Below are 25,979 nucleotides of genomic sequence, written 5' to 3' on the forward strand. Positions count from 1 at the left end.
TTAAGTAACTATTAGGTTTAATTAACTTTTTTACCATTTACATAAGTTTCTTCTACTTGAATATAAGGAATTTGAGCTTCTTCAATTTCCATAATATTTTTGTTTAATACAATAAAATCTGCAAATTTCCCTACTTCTATACTTCCTTTTTCGTTTTCTTCAAAGTTGGCGTATGCTGCCCATATGGTCATACCTTTCAATGTTTCTTCTCTACTTAAAGCATTTTCCATTTGAAAACCATTGCCAGGGTAATTATTTAAGTCTTTACGAGCAACAGAAGCATAAAATGTTAAAAAGGGACTTACTTTTTCAACTGGGAAGTCAGTACCTAAAGCAACTTTTCCATAGGTATTTAATAAATCTTTATAGGCGTAAGCACCTTTAATTCGATCTTTTCCAACTCTATCTTCTGCCCAATACATATCAGATGTAGCATGTGTAGGTTGTACTGAAGGTATTATATTTTTAAAATAATCAAAATCTTTTAAATCAATGATTTGAGCATGTTCAATTCTCCAACGTTTTTCTTTTTGATCTTTTAAAACTTCTTTATAGGTTTTTAACATTACATAATTGGCAGAGTCTCCTATCGCATGTGTATTCATTTGATAATCTGAAGCTGCAATTTTGTTGGCAAAACGTTTTAAATCTTCCAATGGAGTTACCAATGCACCATAATGGTTGTGTTGATCGCTATATTCTTTTTTCATAGCGGCACCTCTTGAGCCTAATGCACCATCAGCATAAACTTTAAACGAACGTACATTTAGTAAATTGGTTTTAATAATTCCTTTTTGGGTAAAATAATCAATGTTTTCATCGCTAGCAGAAACCATTGCATATATTTTTATGTTTAATTCATTTATTTGTTGTAGGCTGTCAATTATTTCTATTACTTTTTTAGAAATTCCAGCATCATCTACTGTGGTTAAGCCATAATCAAAACAAATTTTTTCAGCATCTTTTAATGCATTTACGATTTCTAAGTCTGATTTTTTTGGTATTTTAGATTCAATAAGTCCAATAGGCCCGTCAATAAAAATACCTGTTAACTTTCCATCTTTTTTTAAAATGAATCCACCTTCTTCAGGGGTGTTTATTGTAACTCCTGCTAAATCAATTGCAGCTTGATTGGCTAAGGTTGCATGGCCATCAATTCTTCTAACCGAAATGGGCGTATTTGGGAATAACTCATCTAATTTGTCTTTTGTTGGAAATTCTTTTATTTTCCAATCATTTTGATCCCAACCTCTACCAGTTATGTATGGTACATTTTTTTCTTTTTGAAAAGCTACAATTCGTTCTATAACTTCATCAAAACTTTCGGTGCCAGACAAATCAACTTTTTGCTGCTGTAATCCTAAACCTAAAAAATGGCAGTGAGCATCAATAAACCCTGGAACTATGGTTTTTCCTTTAGCATCATTAATATAGGTTGCAGCGTATTTAGATTGAATATCTAGAGAGGTACCAACGTCAATAATTTTACCATCTTTTATTGCGAAAGCCTCAGCCTTATCAAAATTTGAATTTACCGTATAAATGTTTGCATTTATTACAATGGTGTCTACCATCTCTTTTTTTACACAACATATGGTAAGAAATGAAATGCCTAATACAAGTAGTTTTTTCATGGTTTGTTAATTTAAGTAAGTGTCTATTAAATATACCAATGAAGCCATAGAAGCTGCGCCAAGTTCGAGTTCTCTTTTATTGACTTTATCGAAAGTATCTGTTGAAGCATGATGATAATCGAAATAACGTTGAGAATCTGGTCTGTAACCAAACAAAGAAATGGTTTCAGATTTTAAAGGACCAATATCAGCTCCTCCATGTCCTTTTGCTATGTCATGTAATCCATAAGGAGCAAATAAAGGTTTCCAACTCATAAACAAATCAATATTTTTTGAATTGGCATCAAATGTAAATCCTCTAGGTGTAAATCCTCCAGAGTCTGATTCTAATGCTGCAACATGAATTTCATTATTTTTTTTGGCTTCTTCAGCATATTTCTTGCCACCACGTAACCCATTTTCTTCATTCATAAATAAGACAACTCGGATGGTATGTTTTGGTTTAATATTGTTTAATTTTAAAAGGCGTAATACCTCAATAGATTGAACTATTCCAGCGCCATCATCATGTGCGCCATCACCAAGATCCCAAGAATCTAGGTGTCCTCCTACAGTTATATATTTATTTGGAAACTCACTTCCTTTAATTTCACCTATCACATTATAAGAAGGAGCGTCTGGTAGTGTTTCACAATGTTGTTTAAAGAAAAACTTTAAAGTTGGATTTTCTTTTAGTTTTTCACTTAATAAATTAGCAGCTTTTGTACTAATTGCAGCAGTTGGCACTTTTTCATTTTCAGGAATATCTCTATAACTCATAGCTCCTGTATGTGGGAAATCATCTATACTGTGGGTCATTGATCTTACAATTACTCCTAAAACACCATATTTACCCACAACCCTTGCTCCGCTTCCTCTTTGATCTACACAACCACCATAGGCTTTAAAAGTATGAATTAGTGTATCGTCAAAAGGTCTGTTAAAAAAAATAATTTTTCCTCTCAATTTTTCGCCTAAATTTTCAGCTTTTTCTAGGCTGTGTACTTCAATAACCTCACCAGTTACTCCATTTTTAGGTGTTGCTATAGACCCTCCTAAAGCACAGATAGGAACATTGTAGTTTTGATTGTTAATTGTAAAAAAAGCTTCTTCTTTTTCTCCTCGTATCCAATGAGGAACCATTAGGGGTTGTAACCAAACGTTATCAAAATCAAGGTCATTCATTAATTTTTCTACCCATTCAACAGCTAATTGAGCTTCGGGAGAACCTGAAAGTCTTCCTCCAATTTCATTAGATAAATAGTCTAACCATTGGTAGCTTTTACCCTGAGTTAATGCGGTGTTAAAAAGTTGTTTAATGGTAGTAGAATCTTTTTGGTAATCTAAAGTTTCTGAGGTTTGGCTTGTTTGCTTTTTATTATTGCAAGAAACAAAAGCAATAAGAAAACTTATTGCTAAAAAAAAATGTTTCATTTTATATAGTTTTTAAGATGTTTAAAACTACATAAAAAAAGTTTAATATTAAATACCTAATGTTACAAGTCAAATTTATAAGTAATTCCACCTAAAATTTGCAATGTTTGTACTTGATAATTTACAAAAGGGTGGTATTTTTTTCCTAAGGCATTGTTAATTTTAGCAAAAGCTGTTAATCTATCTGAAAAAATATAGCCTCCATTTAAATTTAAATCTATATAAGAATCATTGGTAATTAATGTACCAGCATCTGTTGCAATTGAGCCATAAGGCATTTGATAATCTTTGGTTTCTCCTTTATAAAATAGTTTGGCTCCAGCAAACCAGCTTTTATTTTGATAATCCGCTGAAATAGTAGCTGTTAATTCCGGTGAATTCCAAGCTTCAGCTAAATTTTCAGTTGTATGATTTGTATAATTTATTGAGCTAGAAAAATCAAATTCATTAGAAGCATCTATGGTTAGCTCTGCAAAAACTCCTAAGGTTTTTACATTATCATAAACAACACTAAAAGAATTTCCAGCTTCATAGCCGTTATCAATAGTTATATCTCCATCAGTTTTTGTTTGATTTAGTATATAAAATGGCTTGTTCTTTTCACTTGTATGACTTACATTAAAGTTATAACCAATATTAGACGCTAATTTTCCTTTGGCTCCAGCAAAGGCTTTGTATTGTTGATCGGTTTGTAAAATGGTTTGAGTAGGTGAAATATAAGGATTTTCATTTGCTAAATCTCTGTATGTATTTTGAATTAGATCTCCAGTAACACCAGCAACTAAAATAAGCACTTCATCAATTAATTTTAAAGAAGCTGTCACATTTGGATATGCGTAAAATTCATTGGTTTTACGTTCTAAATCATTAGAATAATACAGTTTAGCACCTAAATTTATACTTAAATTTTCTCTTAATATTTCTAAATTTGGACTAAAACCTAAATTTAAAAAACTGTGGTTGATATCGTTAGTAGCATTGTAGCCTTGTTTAAATTTCCCTGAAACTAGATCGACTAAAAACTCACTATTAATAAGTTCTGTTGAAATTGGAAATTCGAATTTTGGTTTTGCTATCAATCTTATTTCATTGCTATTGTAATTATCAGAAAAGTTTACAATTTCAGCTGTTGCACCTTGAAAAAAAGAATCTTTAAAATCAATTTTTCCACCTATGTAACTATTTTTATACACTTGTTTTTCATCCATAGATTCTATAAATGTATCGCTGTAATTATTTTCAGGCAATCCATAATAATTGTACATTTCTCTTTGTACACCAGCATTAATTTGCCAATTAAAGTCGCGATCAAATTGTTTGTAATAACCATCAATTCTTGTATCAGAAAAATTGTCATTTAACAGTAAATCTTTAATACCACCTTCTGAAGAAAGATGTTTAATAAACAAACCGAAGTCATTATAACGAGCATCACCAGTATGTAAGTAGGCTTCAAAAAATGGGCTGGTAAAATTTCCAAAACCTGCTGAAATATAGTTTTCAAATAAACGTTCTTTTGGTGCTCTGGTTACCTTTTGAGCTTTTCCTTTTGATGGAGTGAATGTTGAAGCAACAGGAAAAGAGAATATGCTGTAACTTACCTTTTCTTTTTGAATATTTTCAGCTTGATTTATAACAGGGTTTGATTTCACTTTAAAAGCATCTGAAATAGTTGGAGAATAGGGTTTTACAACATTAATTTCTTCTGTTTTAAGGGTGTCTTTTTTTGTTTCTTGAGATGATAATATGCTAGAAATTAATAAAAAGGATGCTGATATATATAATTTTCGCATTGTGAATATTTTTAGTTTGAACATTTAATTATGAATGTTTGAAAGTAGAAAAACTTTAATTTTTTACAGACTCATTTGTTTTTGCTTCTTCCTTTTTTATTCTATTTAATTCTGTGGTAGCTTCTTCAACTACATCGTCAAATTCTGAGAAATTTTTGAGAACACTTTCTAAAATATAAGTAGCTTGGTAGGCATCTTTTAATTCATAATAATTTGTTGCCATAATAATTAAACCTTTTGCAGCCCAATATTTATATGCGGCATAATCAGCGGCAATTTTCTGAATTATTTGGTTGGATACTCTATAGCTACCATCTTTATTTTCAAAGTAAGCACTGTAATAAAGGGCTTCAGCTTTTAGCTCTCCTGAAGCTATACTTTCTACTTGTTTGTAGGCACTTCTGGCTTTATTTTCATTTTTCGTTTTTATGGCTGATCGCGCAATAATTATATGTGCATCAGATTTTATACGATCTTCTAACTTCGAGTTTTGTAATACTAACTCCGCATAATTTTCAGCTTTTGTATAATTTTCATTGGCATAATAACCTTTCATTAAGTTGGATTGTGCGAAAGTAATGGTTTGAGGCGAGTTTGCTTCTGTTTCTAAACGTTCTAATACTGGAATGGCTTTGGTCCAATCATTATTTTCTAAATGAATTAGTGATAAGTTTTCTAAAGACTTTTCTGTAAATTCATTTTGTTCTTGTTGCACAATAAAACTATAGTATGGAATAGCTTTAAGGTGTTCTTTTTCCGAAAAATAAGATTGAGCTAAGTAAAAATTAGCTTTTAAATGATGAATTCCATTTGGAAAATTTTGAAGGTATTTTGAAAAACTAGTAATGGCTTTTTTATGATTGTTTTGTAGAAATTGTTTTTCTGCTGATTCGTACATGTCATTATCCAACTCAGCATCAGAAACATTTATAAAGTCTATATTTTTAACCCAAGAGGCATATTCGTCCACTCTTCCTAAATCAACATAAATTTGACGAGTATTTTTTACGGCTTGTTTTGCTTCGGCGGTATTTGGAAATCTTTTCACAACATTTTTATAGGTTGTTAAGGCTTGTTCATTTTGATCTGTATTATAGTAAATCAACCCTTTTTTAAGCATAGCTTTTGAAACCAATGGACTTCTTCTAAAGTTGGAAATTAATTGATCAAAACTTTCTATAGCTAATTGATTTTGACCTTTTTCAATATAGGAATTTCCTAATACGTAAAATGCGTCATCTCTATAGGTAGATCTTCCATGTTTGTTTAAAAAAGCTACTAATTCATTAATTTTAGCATTGGAGTTTCCAACAAGACCATAACTGATAGCTTTTTGAAATTGTGCATAATCGGTATCTATTCCGTTAGCATCAATAGCTTTATTGTAATAATTTATAGCATTCGAATAATTTCTAGTTACAAAATAACTATCAGCAATTCTCAAGTAACTGTCATTTAAACGAACTTCATCATTAGAGCTTTTACTGGTATATTGTTTAAAAGCAGTGATGGCATTAGTGTACTCTTTTTGTTTAAAGTAGGCATAAGCCATATTATAATTTAATAAGTCATATTCTGGTAGGTTTTGAGCTTCAGAGTTGGCTTTAAAAGATTTAAAATCATTTATGGCACTTATAAAATTATTCAATCTGTAATTAGATTCTCCTTTCCAGTACATTGCTTTTGCAGTGGTAGTTGCATCCAATGGAATTGAAAGTGAGTTTTCAAAATTTTCTTTTGCTAAATCATAATTTCCTTCAGCAAACAATTCGGCACCTCTGTAAAAAGCAACTTTTTGAAATAGAGTACGTTCTTTGGAGCTTTTTTTATTTTTTAAAAAGACTAGTGCGCCTTTGTAATCTTTTGAAGTTATGTAAGCACTAATGATAAGCTCGTTAATTTCATCTTTATGAGAAGAATTTGGGTACAACTCAATGTATTCTTGTAATACTTCAGGCACACTTTTATAAGGGTTTCCAATTTCATAGCTTAATTTAGCATAGTTTAACCAAGCATCTTTTTGAATTTCAGGTTTAAACGTCATTTGCGCTGCATTTCTAAAAGCGTTCAATGCTTCAGCTTTTTTATCAAGTTTCAAATAACATTCAGCTAAATGGTAGTATGCATTTTGTGCTACCATATTAGTTCCATTAATTATTTTATTAAAATTATTAACAGCATTTTCAAAGTCGTTTTGTTTGTAATAGGCGTAACCTAATAAGTAAAAATCAGTATTTGTCCATTTTCCTCTTTTACCTTTGTAATTTTTTAGATGCGGAATGGCTTCTTTATATTTTTGAAGGTTAAAATAACTTTCACCCACTATTTTTGAAATTTCAGAATGTTCAATTCCTCTTGATTTTTTTAACAATGGTAATCCGTTTTCTATAGCTTTTTCAAATTTTCCAAGTTTAAAATTCATATCAGCTAAATAATAGGAAACATCTGTTTTATAAGAGTTATCCTCAACTACTTCTCCTAAATATTTGTCTGCAGTAGCATAATCATCATTATTGTAAGCTATATATCCGTAATAATATTTTGCTTGAGCACCATATTCTTGAGAGTCTAATAAACTTAAGAAATGCTCTTTGGCTTCAGAATAATTTTTGGTTGCAAATAAAGAATATCCGTATTTGAAATTGTATTCTTCTTCTTTTTTTAGAGATAAATTGGTTGTATTTACACGTTTGTACCATTTTGCTGCGTAAGAATACTTTGCAATTTTAAAATAGTAATCGGCTACATCAATAAAAGCACTATTTCTTTTGGTACTTGTAGGGTATTTATCAACAAATTTTTGCATTAAATCATCCGAGTTTCGTTGACCCAGCCTCACAGCACAATTAGCGGCATAATATTCACAATTAGCTTTTAACTCTGAAGAGTTATCGAATTTACCTTTAATGTTGTTGAATTTATGTTGAGCAGCTACATAAGCTTTGTTTTGATAAAGCTCAATAGCATGATTGTATTCAGAAAGAGAATTGGTGTAAATATCAGTTTTTTGAGCGGTTATAAAATGTGTTACAAATACTAATAAAAATGGTAGAACAGCTTTTCTATAATTCATAATTTGCAAAAATTGAAAGTTTAAAACTATAGTGTAATAACGCAAAAAATCTACGAAATTGCATTATAGGTCTAAAATATTTATTCAAAAGTTATAACAATAATTATACCTTTTCTATAGTTTTTAGGAAGTTTAAGAATTAATTATGTACAAGTTGAAACTTAACATTTAAATGGTTAGTTTTGTTAAAAATCTACAATTCTATGGCTGAAGCAATACTTTCTTTACAAAGTGCAGAAATTTTTCAAAGAGAAAATTTAGTTTTATCTAATGTAAACTTACAAATAAATAGAGGAGAGTTTGTTTATTTAATTGGGAAAACTGGAAGTGGAAAAAGTAGTTTAATGAAAACCTTGTATGGCGATTTGCCTTTAGAAAAGGGGACAGGTAGTATTGTAGGATTTAATTTAAATACTTTAAAAGAAAAAGAAATTCCTTTTTTAAGAAGAAAGTTAGGAATTGTTTTTCAAGATTTTAAATTATTAAACGACCGAAGTGTTTTTGAAAATTTAAAATTTGTACTTAAAGCTACCGGCTGGAAAGATCAAAATAAAATTGCATCTAAAATTAAAGAAGTACTTTCAAAAGTAGGAATGGAAACTAAAGATTTTAAAATGCCATTTCAATTATCTGGAGGAGAACAACAAAGAGTAGCTATTGCAAGAGCCTTGTTAAATGATCCAGATTTAATTTTGGCAGATGAGCCTACAGGGAATCTAGATCCCTCAACTTCTGTAGATGTAATGAATGTATTAAAAGAAATTCACGATAGTGGTAAAACAATTTTAATGGCTACCCATGATTATGCGTTAATATTAAAATTTCCATACAAAACAATTAAATGTGAAGGTGGTGAATTATTTGAAGTGGTACAGCAAAAAACGTCAGTTTAAAAACAACAAAATTAATTTAATCGGTTTTTCTTTTAAAAAAGAGGTAGTAAAAATTTACAAGTAGAATAAAAGTATTGGTAATTATAATAGGCCAAGAAATTGCAAGCATAAATCCGTAAATTACAAACAAAATAGCTCCAATAGAATTTATCACTCTTAAGGTATTTACATTTTTCATCATAAAAGAAATAATTAAAGCTAAAGAAGCTAAATATCCCACCCACTCTGTAATTGAAATTCCAAAAATCATATAATTAATTTTAATTAAGTCGACAAATATACTTATAAATAAACTAAGGAAAAGTCTATAAAAAAGAAACCTCACTCAAGATGAGTGAGGAAAATTGCTATGAAAAAGATTGGCAAGTGTTACCACTTACCGATGCAAATATACAAATTATTTTACAAAACCAATAAAAAAAATGTTAAAAAGATTGTAAAATTTCTGCTCACTTTAGGATCCATTAATAGTTTAATTTCTTTGAATTGCTTCGTAAATTAGGTTATGAATTTCAGAACGGATATCTTTCTCTCCAAGTTTATTATTACTCATAACAGGGTAAACTCTATTGGATAAAAATACATATAAAATGCCATTGTCTGGATCAGCCCAAGCAAATGTTCCCGTAAATCCACTATGCCCAAAGCTATTAGCAGAAGCATATTTACTACTTGCTTTAATTTCTGGATCTAAGCTAGGTTTGTCAAAACCAAGCCCTCTTCTTATACTGTCATTTTCATAATATCGGTGGTTAAATTTATCAATAGTTTTACTTTCAAAGTATCTTTTGCCACCATAAAACCCCTTTTGTAAATACATTTGCATCATTTTGGCAACATCATTAGAATTTGAAAATAATCCTGCGTTTCCACTAACTCCATTCATCATTGCTGCACCCATGTCATGAACATCGCCTCTTAAAGTTTGATGCCTGTAATAATCATCAATTTCAGTAGGAGCTATTTCAGTAGGGCTAAATTTTTCTAATGGATTGTATCCTAATGAATTTGAACCCAAAGGCATATAGAAATTTTCATTATTTAACACATCCATTTCTTTATGAAATGTATTTTTAATGTATTTTTTAAACAAGTAAAAAATAAGTCCACTGTATTTATACCCTTCAGTTTTTCTTTGAGGGGCTTCAGCTATTTTCTTGTAAATAGAGTCGGTATAAGAATTAATTAAAAATAAATTTTCAGCAACTTTAATTGAAAATTCATCACTTTTAGTTGATCTATATAAGTTCTTAAAAGGAACTTTTGAAATACTATCAACGGTTTCTAAATAATATGGTATCCATGGTCTTATTTTACCCACATGAGATAAAGCTTCTTTAAAAGTAATAGTATCTTTATTAGAGCCTTTTAAATATGGTAAAAATTCACCAAGAGTAGTTTCTAAATTAAATAAACCCATTTCTTCGCCTTTCATTATCATTGGAAGACCACCTAAAATTTTTGTTACCGAAGCTAAATCATATAAATCGGTTAATTTTACGGGTTGTTTTTTGTCATAAGTATGATAACCAAAACTTTTATGATAAACTACTTTTCCATAACGAGCTACTAATACTTGTCCGCCAGGTGCCATTGTAGAATCAACAACCATAGTTGTTAGAGAATCAATTTTAGAAAGTAATTTACTGTCCATATCTACTTCTTCTGGGATGCTGTAAGATAGTCTCATTAAATTGGAAGTAGTTATTCCAGTTCCTTCAGGAAAAACTTGATTTATCGAAACCGGTAATTTTCCTTTTATTTCTAATGCTCCAAAAATCATTTGAGCAGAAATTTCTTGAGATGCTTTACTATTTTGATAGGAAACTAAAACTGCATCAATATGGCTAAAATCTTGAATATCTAAAAGGGTATATGGACTAGCGAAAACATCAAGGACAACGCTGTTATTTTTAGAGATTTCTTGTAACCAAGTAAGCTCTTTTTTTGTCATTTTAAAACTTTTCCAAGGATTTTCATTGGATTTATGATAGCCAATAATAACGGTTGTATAAGGTTTTAATTTTTGCAGTAATACTGTTAAATTTTCTTCAGAAATTATATCAACTTGCGTGTACTTTTTTAAGGTAGTTGTAAAATCAGCATTGTCAGAATCACCTAGTTTTACATATGCAATCTTATTATTAGTTAGTTCTTTTATAGGTAGAATAGCTTTTTTATTTTGAACAAGCGTTATGGCTTCTTTCATTAAAGTATTATAAAGTAATTGATCTTTTACAGTAATGATATCTTCTTGTATGCCATTTTCATTTATAGGCTTAAAGTTGTTCAACCCAGCCCAGTATTTAGCTTTTAAAATTTTTCTAACAGATTCGTCAAGTCGTTCTTCTGTAAAAAGTTTATTTTTAAGCGCAGCTTTTAGCTTTTTTACAGCTACTTTAACATCTTCAGGAATTAATAACATATCGTTACCAGCTAAAAAGGCAGCTAAATCAATATCACCTGGTTTTGCATAATTAGCAGCACCTTTCATATTTAAAGCATCGGTAAAAATAAGTCCATTATATCCCATTTTTTCTTTTAAAAGTTCAGTAATCACTTTATATGAAATTGAAGTTGGAACTCCTTTTTTAGGCTCTAGAGAAGGCACGTTTAAATGTGCTACCATAACACTAGCCAAATTGGTTTTAAACAATTCTTTATATGGAAATAATTCTATAGATTCTAGTCTGTCTAAATTAAAATCTAAAAAGGGAAGTGTTTTATGCGAATCTGTTGAAGTATCACCATGACCAGGAAAATGTTTCGCATTTGCTAAAACACCTTTGCGTTGCATTCCATTGGTAAATGCAATTGATTTTTGACTTACATTATATTTGTTTTCACCAAAAGAACGATTTCCAATAATTGGGTTTGCAGGATTGGTATTGATATCAACTACTGGAGCAAAATTAATATGGATTCCAATTCTTTTACAATGTTCTCCTAATCGTTCACCAAACTGTTCAATTAATTTATTATTTTGAACAGCACCTAAAGTCATATTCCAAGGATATCTAAAGGAATTTTTTAAGCGCATATTTAAACCCCATTCACCATCAAAACCAATTAATAAAGGGATATTTGAAGTTGATTGATAGTAATTTGTTAATTGTGCTTGTTTTTCTGGAGTTCCTTGCATAAAAATTAAGCCACCAACATGGTATTTTTTAATCATTTTTTTTATGTAGGCTTTATGTTTTCTATCTTTATTTGAATATGCTTGAATCATAAAAAGCTGACCAATTTTTTCATCTAAGCTTAATTTATTCATAGTGCTTTCAACCCACTTTTCTTGATTCTCAACATCAGTAGTTAGTAAAGGGTCAATTTGTTGTCCGTAGCTTTTAGCGAGTAATAGGAATAGACTTGCAAATATTATTTTTTTCATTTTAACTTAGATTTTATTTGTTTAATAGAACTCCAGTTCCGTTTAATTTAGAAAATACAATGTTTCCATTATTTAATGTAACTCCTTTAGCAATATCATTTTTAAGTAATAGTGCTCCATCCATATCTACATAATCTAATAATGGTGTTAGATGTGCAATTGCTGAAATGCCTACAGAAGATTCTGTCATACAACCCACCATAGTTTTTAAGCCTAAAGATTTAGCTTTGGTAATCATTCTTTTTGCAGGAGTTAAGCCACCACATTTCATTAATTTAACATTAACTCCATGAAAGTGATTGTAACATTTTTCAACATCAGTTTCAATAATGCAGCTTTCATCTGCTATAATTGGTAAATGTGAATTTTCGTAAACAACTTTCGAGCCTTTCCAATTATCTGCTGGAAGCGGTTGTTCAATAAATTCGACACCTAGTTTTTTTAATTCAACAGAGTTTTTTACAGTTTCTGTAACTTCCCAACCACAATTTGCATCAATTCTGAAAACTGAATTTGAATGTTTTCTTAATTCTGTTACAATCTGAATATCATCTTTAGTGCCTAATTTAATTTTATAAATTGGCCAAGGGACTTCCTTCATTTTAGAAGTCATTTTTTCAATAGAATCAATTCCAATGGTATAATTAGTTTGAGGAAGGTTTTCAAGTTTTAAACTCCAATACTGGTAAAGTTTTAGATTTTGTAAACGAGTATATAAATCTGTATAAGCTTCATCTAAAGCGCATAATAAGAACATATTATTTGCAAAATGGGGAAGTAGATATGTCCAATATTCTTCTGGAGTTTGATTGGAAAAAACTTCAATAGTTTTATGTTTTTCAATAAGTTCTTCTTCAAATTTTTCTACAGTTGTATTGTAGTAAGGATTTGCGGTCGCTTCTCCAAAACCCGATTTACCATTGTGAGAAAGTTCTACAATTATGGAAGGAATTTCTGTTCTTGTTCCTCTTGATATTGTAAATGGGTGCTTTAGCTTTAATTTATAAGTGTGAATAATTAGTTTCATTATAATAAAGCTTCTTTTAAAATTGTAACTGGGTGTTTAGAATTGACATTTGTACCATCTTTAATTTGGTGCCTACAACTTGTTCCTGAAGCTGCTATAATGGTTTCTTTAACAGCATTTCTTATCTTTGGAAATAAGGTGTCTTCTCCAACCTGCATGCTTATCTGATAATGTTCTTTTTCATAGCCAAAAGAGCCTGCCATACCACAACATCCTGAATTTAAGATAGTAACACTATAATTTTTTGGAATTGATAACATTTTAAAAGTAGGTTCTGTGCTACTTAATGATTTTTGTTGACAATGACCGTGAATTTTTAACGTTGCTGTTTTTGCAGTAAAGCTTTCAGAAGAAATGTTGTTTTTTTCAAATTCTCTTTTTATAAACTCTTCAATGGTAAAAGTGTTTTTTGAAATTTCTTTAGCAGCATTTTTATCATCAGCCAATCTTAAATATTCATCTCTAAATGATAAAATTGCTGATGGTTCTATTCCAACAAGAGGTTTGCTATTAGTTATCTTAGCTTTAAAAAAATCAACATTGAAATCTGCCTTTTCTTTTGCTTTGTCTAAAATTCCTTTTGAAATAAAACTTCTTCCACTTTCTTCGTGTTTTGTAATGGTTACTTTATAGCCAAGTTCTGTTAATAATTCAATGGTGTCAATACCAATATTAGCGTCGTAATAATTTGTAAACTCATCCACAAATAAAAAGATTTCTCCAAATTTTACAGGCTGAGAAAGTAATCTTTTTTTGTTTCGTTTATACCAACTGTAAACGGTTGTTTTAGCTAATTTAGGAATGCTTCTTTGGGTGGCAATTCCCATTATTTTTTTTGTGAGTGTTGTATTTAATACTAGATTGGTAAATGTGGGTGTTAGACTTCCTAATTTATTCCATTTAACATTATCTGCAAACATCTTTGTTCTAAATGGCACACCATTTTCTTTGTAATATTGATGTAAAAACTCTGCTTTTAAGGCAGCAACATCTACATTACTCGGACATTCACTGGCGCATGCTTTACAACTTAAGCATAAGTCGAAAACATCGTATAACTCTTTGTGGTTAAATTTGTTTTGTTTTTCTGAATTTGTTAAAAATTCGCGTAGGGCATTTGCTCTTGCACGTGTTGTATCTTTTTCATTTTTGGTGGCTCTGTAACTTGGGCACATGGTTCCACCAGCTTCTGGAAGCTTTCTACAATCGCCTGAACCGTTACACTTTTCGGTAGCTCTTAGAATTCCTAAACTATCTGAAAAATCTTGAATAGTTTCAATTATAGGTTCTGTCCTATCGGCTTGATATCGTAAACTTTCATCCATTGGAAATGGATCTACAATTTTACCTTTATTGAAGATGTTATGAGGATCAAAAGTGTGTTTTATGCGTTTTAGAAGCTCATAATTTTTTTCTCCAATCATTTGAGGAATAAATTCAGCTCTTACAATTCCATCACCGTGTTCACCACTAAATGATCCTCCATATTTTTTTACTAAATGGGCAGTTTTAGAAGTTATTTCTCTAAACAAAACCACATCTTCTTTCTTTTTTAAATTAAGGATTGGACGTAAATGTAATTCACCAGCACCAGCATGGGCGTAATACACAGCTTCTTGCCCAAAGGTTTTCATCATTTCAGTGAATTCTGAAATGTAATTAGGTAAATCTTTTACTTCAACAGCAGTATCTTCAATACAAGCTACGGTTTTATTGTCACCAACCATATTTCCTAATAACCCTAATCCAGCTTTTCTTAAGTTTACAGCCTTATCAATGTCATTATTAACTAATTTAGGAAATGCATAACCTAAATTTTTAGCTTTTAAATCGTTAATTAACTCATCTGCTTTTTTATTGGATTCCTCTTCAGAATTAGTGCAGATTTCTAACATTAAAATAGCTTTTGGATCACCTTCAACAAAGAACCTGTTTTTAAGTTGTTCTCGATTATTTTTTGTGCAATCTAAAATAGTTTTGTCCATTAGTTCACACGTAAATAAATTATGTTTCATTGCAATAACAACAGCTTCCATGCTCTCTTGGATACTGCTAAAGTGAGCTGCAATCATAATGTTTTTTGAAGGAGGTAATGGGTCTAACTTTAAAGTTATTTCAGTAGTAAATGCTAATGTTCCTTCGCTTCCGGTTAATAGTGTTGCTAAGTTGATGGTTTTATTTTGACCTCCAAAACCTTCGTAGTTTAATAGTTCATCAATAGGATAACCATTGTTTCTTCGGTGGATGTTTTTTTTAGGAAATTGATTTATAATTTCTTGTTGATTTTCTTTATTGGATAATTCATTAAAAACAGCCTTATATATGTTACTTTCTAAAGAATTTCCAAGTTGTTTTTGTTGAAATTGTTGAGAGGTTAATTCATTAAAAGTAACTTCAGAACCATCGCTTAAAATTGTTTTTAATTCAAGTACTTTATCTCTTGTAACACCGTATTTTATTGAGGTTGTTCCAGATGAATTGTTGCCAACCATTCCACCAATCATACAACGATTACTTGTTGAGGTGTTCGGGCCAAAAAATAATCCGTAGGGTTTTAAGAAATCGTTTAATTCGTCTCTTATTACTCCAGATTGAACAGTAACTGTTTTAGCATGTTCATCAAAAGCTAAAATATTTGTGAAATGTTTTGATGTATCTACAACCAAACCATCTCCAACACATTGTCCTGCTAATGAAGTCCCAGCGGCTCTAGGGATTAAAGTGATATTATTTTCTGAAGCAAATTTAATAAGCGTTTTAATGTCGTCATTGTTTTTGGGATAGGCAACCCCTAAAGGTATTTTTCTATAAACTGAGGCATCGGTAGCATAGATACTTTTATGTAAATTGTCAAGAAAAACCTCTCCTGATAATAAATTTGCTAATGGGTTTAAGTCTATTGTTTTGGTAGACATAAAATTGGTTTTTAAGAAGTATAAATTATTCCACTACTATGATCTTTACTCGCTCCTGTAACACTTTTTAAGCAGTTGTTTTTTCCTTCATTTTTTAAATAACCCAACAAGGCAAAAACTAAAGCTTCTTTATAATTAATAATACTATCGTTAGGAATTATTAATTGAGTTTTTGTATGGGCTTGTAACCTTTTAATAAGAAAACCGTTGTAGGCACCACCTCCAGTAATTAACATTTTTTTTGAAGAATCTGAGGCAATTTTTTTAGCTATTTGTTGAGCAATATGTTCTACAAAAGTTCTTAAAATATCCTTTATTTCGAGGTTGTATTTGTTTATAATAGGGAAAATTGTTTCTAAAATAAACTCATAACCCAAAGATTTTGGTTTAGAGTCGTTATAAAATGGCAAGGAATTTAGCTCGTTTAATAAAGTTGTATCTATATTTCCTTTTGACGCAATTTCACCATTTTCATCATATTCAAGGTTTAATGAATTTACATAATGATTTAAAACAATATTTACTGGGCAAATATCAAAAGCAATTCGTTGGTTATTCTTATTCATTGAAATATTTGAAAAACCGCCTAAGTTTAAGCAATAATCATATTTAGAAAATAAAAGCATATCTCCAATTGGGACTAATGGAGCTCCTTGCCCACCTAAAGCAATGTCTTGAACTCTAAAATTACAAATGGTTTTTATTCCTGTAATTTTATTGATATAAGGGCCATTACCTATTTGAAGTGTGTAATTTTCTGCTGGGTTATGAAAAATTGTATGTCCGTGTGAAGCTATAAAATCTAATTGTTTAATATCATTACTTTCAATAAATTTTTTTAAAATATTGCCTAAAAAAATACCATAATCGGCATCGAGTTTTGTTAGAGCTTCTCCTGATAAATGAAACCCATTTTTTAAAACTGATTTCCACTCCTGCTGGTAAGGAATAGTAGTAGCTTTCATTATTTCGAATTGATAAGAAGTGTCAAAATTTAATTTTATGTAGGCAACATCAATACCGTCTAATGAAGTGCCACTCATAACACCAATACAATACTTTGTGTTATTTTTCATGATTATGAAAATTTACTTTTATAGTTGTCTAATACATTTTTAACACTTTTATACTCTTCAAGTAATGAGGTTGCTAGCTCTTGATTGATATGAAGTTCATCCATTAACATAAGAATGCCACGATTTACTAATTTAGTATTTGATAATTGCATGTGAACCATTTTATTATCTTTTACTCTGCCAAGTTTAATCATTACTGAGGTAGAAATCATATTCAAGACCAACTTTTGAGCTGTGCCAGCTTTCATTCTTGTACTTCCGGTAACAAATTCAGGGCCAACTACAATTTCAATAGGAAAATCAACTACTTCAGCAACTGGACTATTTTCATTACAAACAATACACCCAGTAACAATGTTATTTTCGTTAGCTTTTTTAAGCCCTCCAATAACGTATGGAGTGGTTCCAGATGCTGCAATGCCAATTAATACATCTTTATCTGAAATATGATAGTTTTGTAAATCTTTCCAAGCCAATGTTGTGTCATCTTCAGCATTTTCAACCGCTTTTCTAAGGGCAGAATCACCACCAGCAATTAATCCTATTACCCAATTGTCAGATACTCCGTAGGTTGGTGGGCATTCAGAAGCATCTAGAACTCCAAGCCTACCGCTTGTACCAGCACCAATGTAAAATAATCTTCCTCCGTTTTTCATTTTAGAATGTATACTATCTATAAGCTTTTCTATGGAAGGAATTACTTTTTCTATGGCTTTTGGAACAGATTTATCTTCTGTATTGATATTTGAAAGGAGCTCAAAAGTGCTCATTTTTTCAAGATTATTGTAATTGGATGGTTGTTCTGTTGTTGGTTTATTTTTCATTTTTAGTTGTTACAATAATTAAACTTAATATTGTTAAAAGTGCATTTACTAGAATATTCATAAATCCTAAATCAAAAGAGAATTTTGTAATGAATATGTGGTTTAAATAGTAAGTTAGTAATGGCATTAAAACACAAATAAAAGGTACTGCTGCGTCTTTTATTTTAATTTTTGTAAAAATACCAAATAAATACAAACCTAATAGCGGACCGTAAGTATAACCAGCTACTTTGAAAATAGTTGAAATTACATCTCCTTTACTTTCAGAAAACAGCATAATTATTGTAAAAATAACTATTGAAAAGCCTAGTAATACTCGATTTTTTAATCGTTTTTTATCTTTTGAATTTTTATGTTGAATGTCTAAAAAGTCATGTGTAAAAGAAGTGGTTAAAGCCGTTAATGAAGAATCGACACTTGAAAATGAAGCCGCCGTTATTCCTAAAATAAAACTAATGCTAGCAATAATTCCAAAATGATTAAGAGATAGCATAGGGAATAAATCATCAGTATTTATAAATTTTCCATTTAAAGTTTCTAGTTGAATGCCAAATTTTTCAGCATATAAGTATAGCATTACGCCTAATCCTAAAAAAAGAAATTGAGTTACAGCTAAAATTAAACTAAAAGTTAAAATGTTATTTTGAGCTTCTTTTTTATTTTTACAAGTAAGCGTTTTTTGCATCATATTTTGATCTAACCCAATCATTGCCACAGCAATTAAAAACCCCGAAATAAATTGTTTATAAAAATTGCTTCCAGAATTAAAATCCCAATCAAAAACTTTAAAATATTTGTGGTTGGTTACAGCAGTAATTGTTTCGGTAAAATTTAAATTTAAAGAACTTTTTACTACATAAATTGAAATTATTGCTGCTAAAATTAAAAAGAATGTTTGTAATGTATCTGTCCATACAATAGTTTTAATACCAGATTTATGGGTGTAAAACCAAATGAGTATTAAAATTAAGATTACGGTAATGTAGAAAGGAACATTAAAAGCATCAAATACTGCAAATTGTAATATTTTTGCCGCAAGTAATAAGCGAAGTGCTGCACCAAATGATTGTGAAATTAAAAAAAATAAGGAGCCTGTTTTATAAGTTTTAACACCAAATCTAGTTTCAAGATATGTATATATTGAAATTAATTTTAAATCGTAGTAAATAGGTAATAGTACATATGTAATAAAAACATAGCCTACTACATTTCCAAAAACAAATTGTAAATAGTAAAAATAATTGGTGCCAACCATTCCTGGTATTGATACAAATGTAACTCCAGACATTACAGCTCCTATCATCCCAAAGGCTACAACCTGCCATGGAGATTTTCTATCACCAGTATAAAATGAAGCGTCGCTAGAATTTTTTGAAATAATATGAGAAATTAGCATGAGTATTCCAAAATAGGAAGCAATAATGATTAAAATTAGTGTAGCACTCATTAGTGTGATTTAAGGGTTAAGTAAATTTTTTAAAATCTAAATTTAACTTTAATGTTTGGAATGATAATTTGTTTTTAAACTATTATTTTAAATAACATGTTTAAGAATCAAATTTAGTTTATTTTTTTTAATCTCACTTAAAAAAAAATAAAAAAAAGCATAATTCAAGTGTTAAAAAAGCAAAAAAACGCAAAAAGTATGTATTTTATAAGATATTTATACCCTTTTCTTGGTAAGGTTGTAGTATTTGGCTATCTGGTTTGATATCTGTAACAATGGTGTTGATATTGTTAATTGGTATAACTGGATATCTTTTCACTTCATTGATTTTATTATTAGTGCAAAGAACAATGACTTGGTCACTAGCTTCAATCATGCTCTTTTTTATATGAGATACTTCCCAATTTGGCTCTGTCATTCCTTTGATGATATCGATACCTCCAGTACCCATAAAACATAAATCTGCTCTTAGTTGTGATATGGATGCCACTACATCTAATCCAACGGTAACTTGGGCGGGTTTGTTTAATTTACCTCCTATAAAAATAATTTCTATTGATGGGTGTTCGGTGAGTTGAATAGCAATTGGCAGGCTGTATGTGTAAATAGTTGCGTTAATATCTGAGGGTATGATTTTTGCTAACTGAAGGTTTGTGGTGCTTCCACTCATAATGATTACTTGACCTTCTTTTATTAATTTAACTGCTTTTTTGGCAATGATATTTTTTTCCTCAAGGTTGTAGTTGCTTCGCTCTTCATATGAAGGGGCTTTATTATCTATAGGTAAAGCTCCACCATGAACTTTTTTAATTAATCCGTTTAGAGATAGTTCATTAAGGTCTCTTCTTATAGTGTCTTCAGAAACATGTAGTTCGGTACTAAGATTTGAGGAGAGTACTTTTCTGTTTAATTTTATTTTGTCTAATATATAGTGGTGTCTTTCTTCTTTTAGCATGTTATTAATTTATTAAGCAAAAGTAACTACAAATATGCAACTTTTTTGTTTATATGGAATATCTTTTATTTTTTTATTAATAAAAAGTGAATGTTTTCAAGTGTTTCACTACGTTTATATTCATTTTGCGTAGATTATTTGAGTGAAAATGCATATTTAAAGCGTTTTTATGCGTATTTATTCAAAAAAATAAATATATTTGTTATTAAATTGATTTTAAATTAACACATCATGAAAAAAAACTATTATCATTTTTTAACTATTCTAATGGTATTTTTTGTTCAAATTTTGTTTGCACAATCTATAACTGTAACTGGAGTGGTTAAATCCAACGCTGACAATCTTCCTTTGCCGGGCGCTAGCGTACAAATTAAAGGTACAAATACTGGAAGTATCACTGATTTTGACGGAAAATATGAAATTAAAGCTCCTAAAGGTGCTGTTTTAATTTTTTCGTACGTAGGTTTCACAACGCAGGAAATTGAAGTGACCTCTAATATTATTAATGTATCTTTAAATGCAGGGGAAAGCCTTGATGAGGTTGTGATTACTGCATTGGGAATTAAAAAAGAAAGAAAATCTCTTGGATATGCTGTGCAAGCTGTCAAAGCTGAGGCACTTTTAGAAGGTAATCAAACAAGTATGGTAAATGGATTGCAAGGAAAAGTATCTGGTGTTACTGTGGTAAACTCTGGAGGAGCTCCTGGTTCATCAGCCATCATCATGATTAGGGGAGGTTCTTCAATTACTGGAAATAACCAACCATTATTTATTGTAGATGGTCTTCCTATTGATAATTCAACTAGTTCAAGTTTAGAGGTAGCAAGTGCAAATAGAGCTTCGGATATTAATCCAGAAGATATTGAAAGTATTTCTGTTCTAAAAGGTCCTGCAGCCGCAGCTCTTTATGGTATTCAAGCAGCGGAGGGGGCGGTAATTATTACTACTAAAAAAGGTAAAGAAGGTTCTAGCGTAGTTACATATTCTGGTTCTGTATCTGTAGATAATATTATTGGTACTCCAGATGTACAGACTCTTTATGGTCAAGGAGAGCAAATTGTAGGCAGTACAGGTACTACTATTAATACAGATTCTCCACTTTCCTGGGGAAATAGTACAGCAGGATCTCCGGTTTTTAATAATATTAAAGATTTTTATGATACTGCCATTACTTCAAATCATACCTTAAGTTATTCTGGAGGAAATGAAAAAAGTAATATTTATTTTTCTATAGGTGATGTTTCACAAGATGGAACAATTAAAAGCACAAGTTACGACAAAACATCTTTTAGAATAAATACTTCATCAGTCATCAATAATAATTTAACACTTGGTGTAACTGCAAATTATATTACTACTAAAACAAATAGTACAAAACAAGGAAACGCATCAGGAAGTAGTTTTTTAAGTTTACTAGGTTATCCTGCAAATGTTGATGCTTCTGATTACTTGAATTCAGATAATTCTCAAAAAAGTTTCTTTTTAGATCAGCAATTTGATAACCCGTATTGGAGTATTAAATATAGTCCAAATACAGATGAGGTTAATCGTTTAATAGGAGCTATTAATTTAAATTACAAATTTTTAAAAGATTTTAACATCTCTTATAAATTAGGGATTGATAATTTTACTCAATTTAATAAAAAAATAACTGGAGATGGATCGTTAATTGATAATAGAGAAGATGGTTATATTAGTCAATATGAAAGAGATAATAAACGTTTAAATTCAAATTTATTAATAACCTATGAGAAACAGTTAACCGAAGATTTTTCAATCAATGCTTTGTTGGGGAATTCTGTTGATGAATTGGATATAAGAACAACTTACACTAGAGGGAATGGTTTTCAGGCTCCAGGAATTTATAGTATTGGAAATGTGAAAATTGAAGATCAAATTATTAGTGAAGGAATTACAAGAAAGCGAATGGTAGGTGTTTTTGGTGAGTTAAAATTAGGATGGCAAAACGCATTATTTTTGACTGCTACTGGAAGAAATGACTGGTCCTCTACTTTACCAAAAGATAAAAGATCATTTTTCTATCCATCAGTTGGTGTTTCAGCTGTTGTAACTGATTTATTTAAAAATGCGGGTAATGATATTACATCTTCTAACGGTTTAAGTTATTTGCAATTCAGATCTACTTGGGCCAAAGTTGGGAAAGATGCCCCAATTGGAGCTTTAGAAAGTTCTCTTTCAACCAATATAAATTCATTGGCAAGTTCTGCTTACACTTGGAATGGAGTAGATGTAGGAAATCCAAATCTTGAACCAGAATTCACAAATAGTTTTGAAGTAGGTGTGGATATGCGTTTGTTTGAAAGTAGAATTGGTTTAGATTTAACATATTATACAAGTAAGTCAGAAAATCAGATACTAAGAGATATTAGAGTCCCTCCAACAACAGGTACGTTTTATGCTACACTTAACGGTGGAGCTATTACAAATAGAGGTTTTGAAGCTTTAGTTTCATTTAAAGTATTGCCGTACACTTCGGATTTTAAATGGAATGTTGATTTTAATTTTGGAATGAATAAAAGTGAGGTAAATGAGCTTCCAGGTTTCTTAAATGAAGTTTATTTATCAGATTCTTGGACATTTAATGCAACCGCTGCAGGAGCAGCAATATTAGATGGCTCTTTATTTGGTTTAAGAGGGTATAGACCTCAAAGAAATGAAAATGGAGATGTGGTTATTAATTCAAATGGATTGCCAACACTTGTTGTAGAAACTTATGATGATGTAACTCGTATGCCAGATTGGACCTTAGGTATTTCTAATACGTTAAGTTATAAAGATTTTCAATTATCATTTTTGCTAGATATTGTTCAAGGAGTTGATGTTTATAATGCAACAGAATCTGCTTTGGTTTATTACGGTTTAAGCAAACAAACTCTTAATAGAAATGAAACAATAGTATTGCCGGGAGTTGATGTGAATGGTGCTGTAAACACAGTTCCAGTAGCTATGGACCAAGCTTTTTATAGAGATTATTATTATAGAAATACAGAAAATTTTATTGAAGATGGTTCATTTGCAAGATTGAGATATGTTACGCTAAGTTATAAGCTTCCAAAGAAAATACTTGATAAAACAGCTTTATCTTCTGTAGAGCTTTTTGCAACTGGTAGAAATTTATTTACCATCACAAACTATAGCGGAGTAGATCCTGAAGTGAATACTTTTGGTGCTGGAATAGCTGGTGCAGGGTCAATGTCTATAGATAATTTAGGAACGCCTAATGTTCAAGGATTCGATTTAGGTTTAAAAGTTAGATTCTAAAAATTAAAATTATGAAATTATATAAATATTTAATACTATTTTTAGCAGTCATAGCAACTTCATGTGGTGATGACTATTTTGATGTAAATGGTTCTGAAACAAAGCCAACAACATCTTCACTGCCTCCACAATTTAGAATTCAAGGGGCAATTGAAAATACAACAGCTCAAGCTCAATATAGAGGAAGTAGAGAAGTTTTAGGAATTACTCAATATGGTTCGCAAAATGTAACTAACTATTACTCTGAAACTTGGAGTTCTTCTTTAACTACAGGACGTTATTTTTTATGGCAAAATGCGTACGTGTATTCGCTTCCTAATACAGCCGATTTAATTGTTTTAGGTAAGAGAGATAATGCTCCAAATTTTGTAGCAGTTGGTAAAATTTTACGAGCGTATATTTTAGGAATGACTACAGATCAATATGGAGATATTGTATTGGATGAAACCTATGATGGTGAGTCTTCTATGAATATAACACCTAAATTTAGAACTCAAAAAGAGGTTTATGAAGCTATTTTTAATTATTTAGATGAAGCAATTGCTGATTTGGATAAATCAAGTGAGATTGATTTAAACGAAGAAGGTGGAGATGTATTGTATCAAGGAGACCATGAAAAATGGAAAAAATTTGCATATGCTATAAAAGCTAGATACCTAAATCATTTAAGTAAAAAATCATCTTATGATCCTGATGCTGTTATTGCAGCATGTCAATTAGCAATAAGTTCAAATGCATTAAATGCTCAAAAAACTTATGGTGGAGGACCAGTATCAAATGATATACAGCCTTTTGCAGTTGGAGGTTATGGTTCTTCAAGAATGGATTATTTTTCTGATTTCTTTGTGAAATTATTAAAAAACCCACTAAACTTAGAAGGGGCTGACTGGGATCCTCGTTTGACTATTATTGTTCCAGAAGCAGTAAATGGAGGTTATCAAGGTGTTGTAACTGGGAGAGGTTTAGATGGTAATTCTGGAGATGATTATTCTTTAGGAAATGGCGGTTTTTATACGAGTCCAAATTCAACTACAGATATGATTAACTTCAGTGAAGTAAAATTTATTGAAGCTGAAGCTAGACTTAGAAAAGGTGATAAGGCAGGTGCTTATACAGCTTTTAAAATGGGAGTTCAAGCTGATTTCGAAAAATTAGGAGTGGATGCAGGATCTACAAGTATTTATATGGATTTGTTAGATGATGAAGTTGGAGAGACTAATATTGAACTGTCTCATATTATGGTTCAAAAATATATTGCTAATGTTTTAAACCCTGAAACTTGGGTAGATATGAGAAGAATGGATTATAGTTCTGATATTTATCATGGGTTACAGCGTCCTGAAAATGTAAACCTTGATATTTTCCCTAATGAAAATGATTGGATTCAAGCAATGATGTATGAATACAATGAGGAAGATAGAAACTATGAAAATATGCCTAATAATGATCCATATGTTAGATTAACTACACCAGTCTGGTGGAATACTGCAGAATAAAGTAGAGTTGAGTTTTTAATAATTATTTGAAAAAACCGTCTAAAAAGAAATTTTTAGACGGTTTTTTTTAAATTATTAATAGAGTTTGAAGTAAAGAATTGCTTATTTTTGAGGTGTTGGTTTAAAATTTAAATTTTTAGTAGCTTCTTTAACAGCTGTTAAAAACTCTTTTCCAGGATCTGTTTTTTTAGTTCTATAATTTGGATCTTTTTCTAACCAAAGTTCATGATTTACAAAATTGGTGTATTCATAATGACCAATCACATAATCAATATCGTATTTTGAAGCTAAATATTTTACTAATTTAATGTTAGATTTTAATTGAGCTTTAGTAAGTGGAGCATCTTTTGTTCCTCCAACATTTTCAATTCCTATAGCACAATGATTAAGTCCAATTACATGCCTAGCCATTGTAGTTTCGGGCATTAATCTATAAATAGTACCGTCTTGGTCAACTACAAATTGAGAGGAAACATTTAAAGCACCAGAACTCTTAATGTCAGGTCTGCTATTAGTAATTTTACTTTTTTCAAAAGCTTTAAAAGTATTTTCTAAACTAGGAATGGCAGTCCAATGCAATACAATCATTTTTGGAGTAATTTTAGTTGTTCCATTATTGATGTCATATCTTTCCGATAGATATTGGAGCGTTAAGGCTTCTCTTTCTTTATCAAAGGTAATAGGTTTGTCTACTATTTTTGTTTTAACAGAACAGGAAATAAGTAGAATTGAAGTGAAAAGCAGGAAATAATGTTTCATT

Annotated in this window: 16 protein-coding genes; 3 read left to right on the forward strand and 13 right to left on the reverse strand. The window is 30.4% G+C overall.

What is annotated here, in order from left to right; all coding sequences use genetic code 11:
- Positions 1-17: 17 nt before the first annotated feature.
- The 4 genes from Q0714_RS08635 to Q0714_RS08650 all read right to left on the reverse strand — a co-directional run bounded on the left by Q0714_RS08635 (position 18) and on the right by Q0714_RS08650 (position 7,913).
- Positions 18-1,634 carry an amidohydrolase gene (locus Q0714_RS08635; RefSeq protein WP_298264255.1) on the reverse strand — a complete coding sequence of 539 codons (1,617 nt, stop codon included), beginning with the start codon at positions 1,632-1,634 and terminating at the stop codon, positions 18-20.
- Between the two features lie 6 nt (positions 1,635-1,640).
- Positions 1,641-3,047 carry a M20/M25/M40 family metallo-hydrolase gene (locus tag Q0714_RS08640; RefSeq protein ID WP_298264256.1) on the reverse strand — a complete coding sequence of 469 codons (1,407 nt, stop codon included), beginning with the start codon at positions 3,045-3,047 and terminating at the stop codon, positions 1,641-1,643.
- A 62-nt stretch (positions 3,048-3,109) separates the two neighbouring features.
- Entirely contained in the window at positions 3,110-4,840 is a 1,731-nt protein-coding gene (locus Q0714_RS08645) for a TonB-dependent receptor (RefSeq protein ID WP_298264258.1), read from the reverse strand.
- A 55-nt stretch (positions 4,841-4,895) separates the two neighbouring features.
- Positions 4,896-7,913 (reverse strand): tetratricopeptide repeat protein, encoded by a 3,018-nt coding sequence (locus Q0714_RS08650; protein WP_298264259.1) that lies wholly within the window; start codon positions 7,911-7,913, stop codon positions 4,896-4,898.
- A gap of 203 nt (positions 7,914-8,116) precedes the next feature.
- Here Q0714_RS08650 and Q0714_RS08655 point away from each other — a divergent pair, with 203 nt between their 5' ends.
- Positions 8,117-8,806: a cell division ATP-binding protein FtsE gene (locus Q0714_RS08655; RefSeq protein WP_298264260.1), complete on the forward strand. Its 690-nt coding sequence runs from the start codon at positions 8,117-8,119 to the stop codon at positions 8,804-8,806.
- A 16-nt stretch (positions 8,807-8,822) separates the two neighbouring features.
- Here Q0714_RS08655 and Q0714_RS08660 read toward each other — a convergent pair whose 3' ends face one another.
- The 8 genes from Q0714_RS08660 to Q0714_RS08695 all read right to left on the reverse strand — a co-directional run bounded on the left by Q0714_RS08660 (position 8,823) and on the right by Q0714_RS08695 (position 20,441).
- Positions 8,823-9,056 carry a uroporphyrinogen decarboxylase gene (locus tag Q0714_RS08660; RefSeq protein ID WP_298264261.1) on the reverse strand — a complete coding sequence of 78 codons (234 nt, stop codon included), beginning with the start codon at positions 9,054-9,056 and terminating at the stop codon, positions 8,823-8,825.
- Positions 9,057-9,278: 222 nt separating this feature from the next.
- Positions 9,279-12,197, reverse strand: coding sequence for a glycoside hydrolase family 3 N-terminal domain-containing protein (locus tag Q0714_RS08665; RefSeq protein WP_298264262.1), 2,919 nt, complete (start codon positions 12,195-12,197; stop codon positions 9,279-9,281).
- Between the two features lie 13 nt (positions 12,198-12,210).
- Positions 12,211-13,224, reverse strand: a complete 1,014-nt coding sequence (locus tag Q0714_RS08670; RefSeq protein WP_298264264.1) for a dipeptide epimerase — start codon at positions 13,222-13,224, stop codon at positions 12,211-12,213.
- On the reverse strand, positions 13,224-16,139 hold the full coding sequence (locus Q0714_RS08675; RefSeq protein WP_298264265.1) for an FAD-binding and (Fe-S)-binding domain-containing protein: 2,916 nt from the start codon (positions 16,137-16,139) through the stop codon (positions 13,224-13,226). Before Q0714_RS08675 ends, Q0714_RS08670 begins: the two co-directional genes overlap by 1 nt.
- A gap of 11 nt (positions 16,140-16,150) precedes the next feature.
- Complete coding sequence (locus Q0714_RS08680) at positions 16,151-17,215, reverse strand: anhydro-N-acetylmuramic acid kinase (RefSeq protein WP_298264267.1); 1,065 nt, start codon at positions 17,213-17,215, stop codon at positions 16,151-16,153.
- A gap of 2 nt (positions 17,216-17,217) precedes the next feature.
- A complete protein-coding gene (murQ, locus tag Q0714_RS08685; protein WP_298264268.1) occupies positions 17,218-18,039 on the reverse strand; it encodes an N-acetylmuramic acid 6-phosphate etherase in 822 nt (273 codons plus the stop codon).
- Complete coding sequence (locus tag Q0714_RS08690; protein WP_298264269.1) at positions 18,029-19,486, reverse strand: sodium:solute symporter; 1,458 nt, start codon at positions 19,484-19,486, stop codon at positions 18,029-18,031. Before Q0714_RS08690 ends, murQ begins: the two co-directional genes overlap by 11 nt.
- 205 nt (positions 19,487-19,691) lie before the next feature.
- Positions 19,692-20,441: a DeoR/GlpR family DNA-binding transcription regulator gene (locus tag Q0714_RS08695; RefSeq protein ID WP_298264271.1), complete on the reverse strand. Its 750-nt coding sequence runs from the start codon at positions 20,439-20,441 to the stop codon at positions 19,692-19,694.
- Positions 20,442-20,672: 231 nt separating this feature from the next.
- Between Q0714_RS08695 and Q0714_RS08700 the strand changes: the two genes are divergently transcribed.
- Positions 20,673-23,723, forward strand: a complete 3,051-nt coding sequence (locus tag Q0714_RS08700; protein WP_298264273.1) for a SusC/RagA family TonB-linked outer membrane protein — start codon at positions 20,673-20,675, stop codon at positions 23,721-23,723.
- A gap of 11 nt (positions 23,724-23,734) precedes the next feature.
- A complete protein-coding gene (locus Q0714_RS08705) occupies positions 23,735-25,219 on the forward strand; it encodes a SusD/RagB family nutrient-binding outer membrane lipoprotein (RefSeq protein ID WP_298264274.1) in 1,485 nt (494 codons plus the stop codon).
- A 102-nt stretch (positions 25,220-25,321) separates the two neighbouring features.
- Here Q0714_RS08705 and Q0714_RS08710 read toward each other — a convergent pair whose 3' ends face one another.
- Positions 25,322-25,978 carry a peptidoglycan recognition family protein gene (locus Q0714_RS08710; protein ID WP_298264276.1) on the reverse strand — a complete coding sequence of 219 codons (657 nt, stop codon included), beginning with the start codon at positions 25,976-25,978 and terminating at the stop codon, positions 25,322-25,324.
- Position 25,979: the final 1 nt, after the last annotated feature.

Source organism: uncultured Lutibacter sp. (assembly GCF_947493565.1).
Classification (GTDB): domain Bacteria; phylum Bacteroidota; class Bacteroidia; order Flavobacteriales; family Flavobacteriaceae; genus Lutibacter; species Lutibacter aestuarii.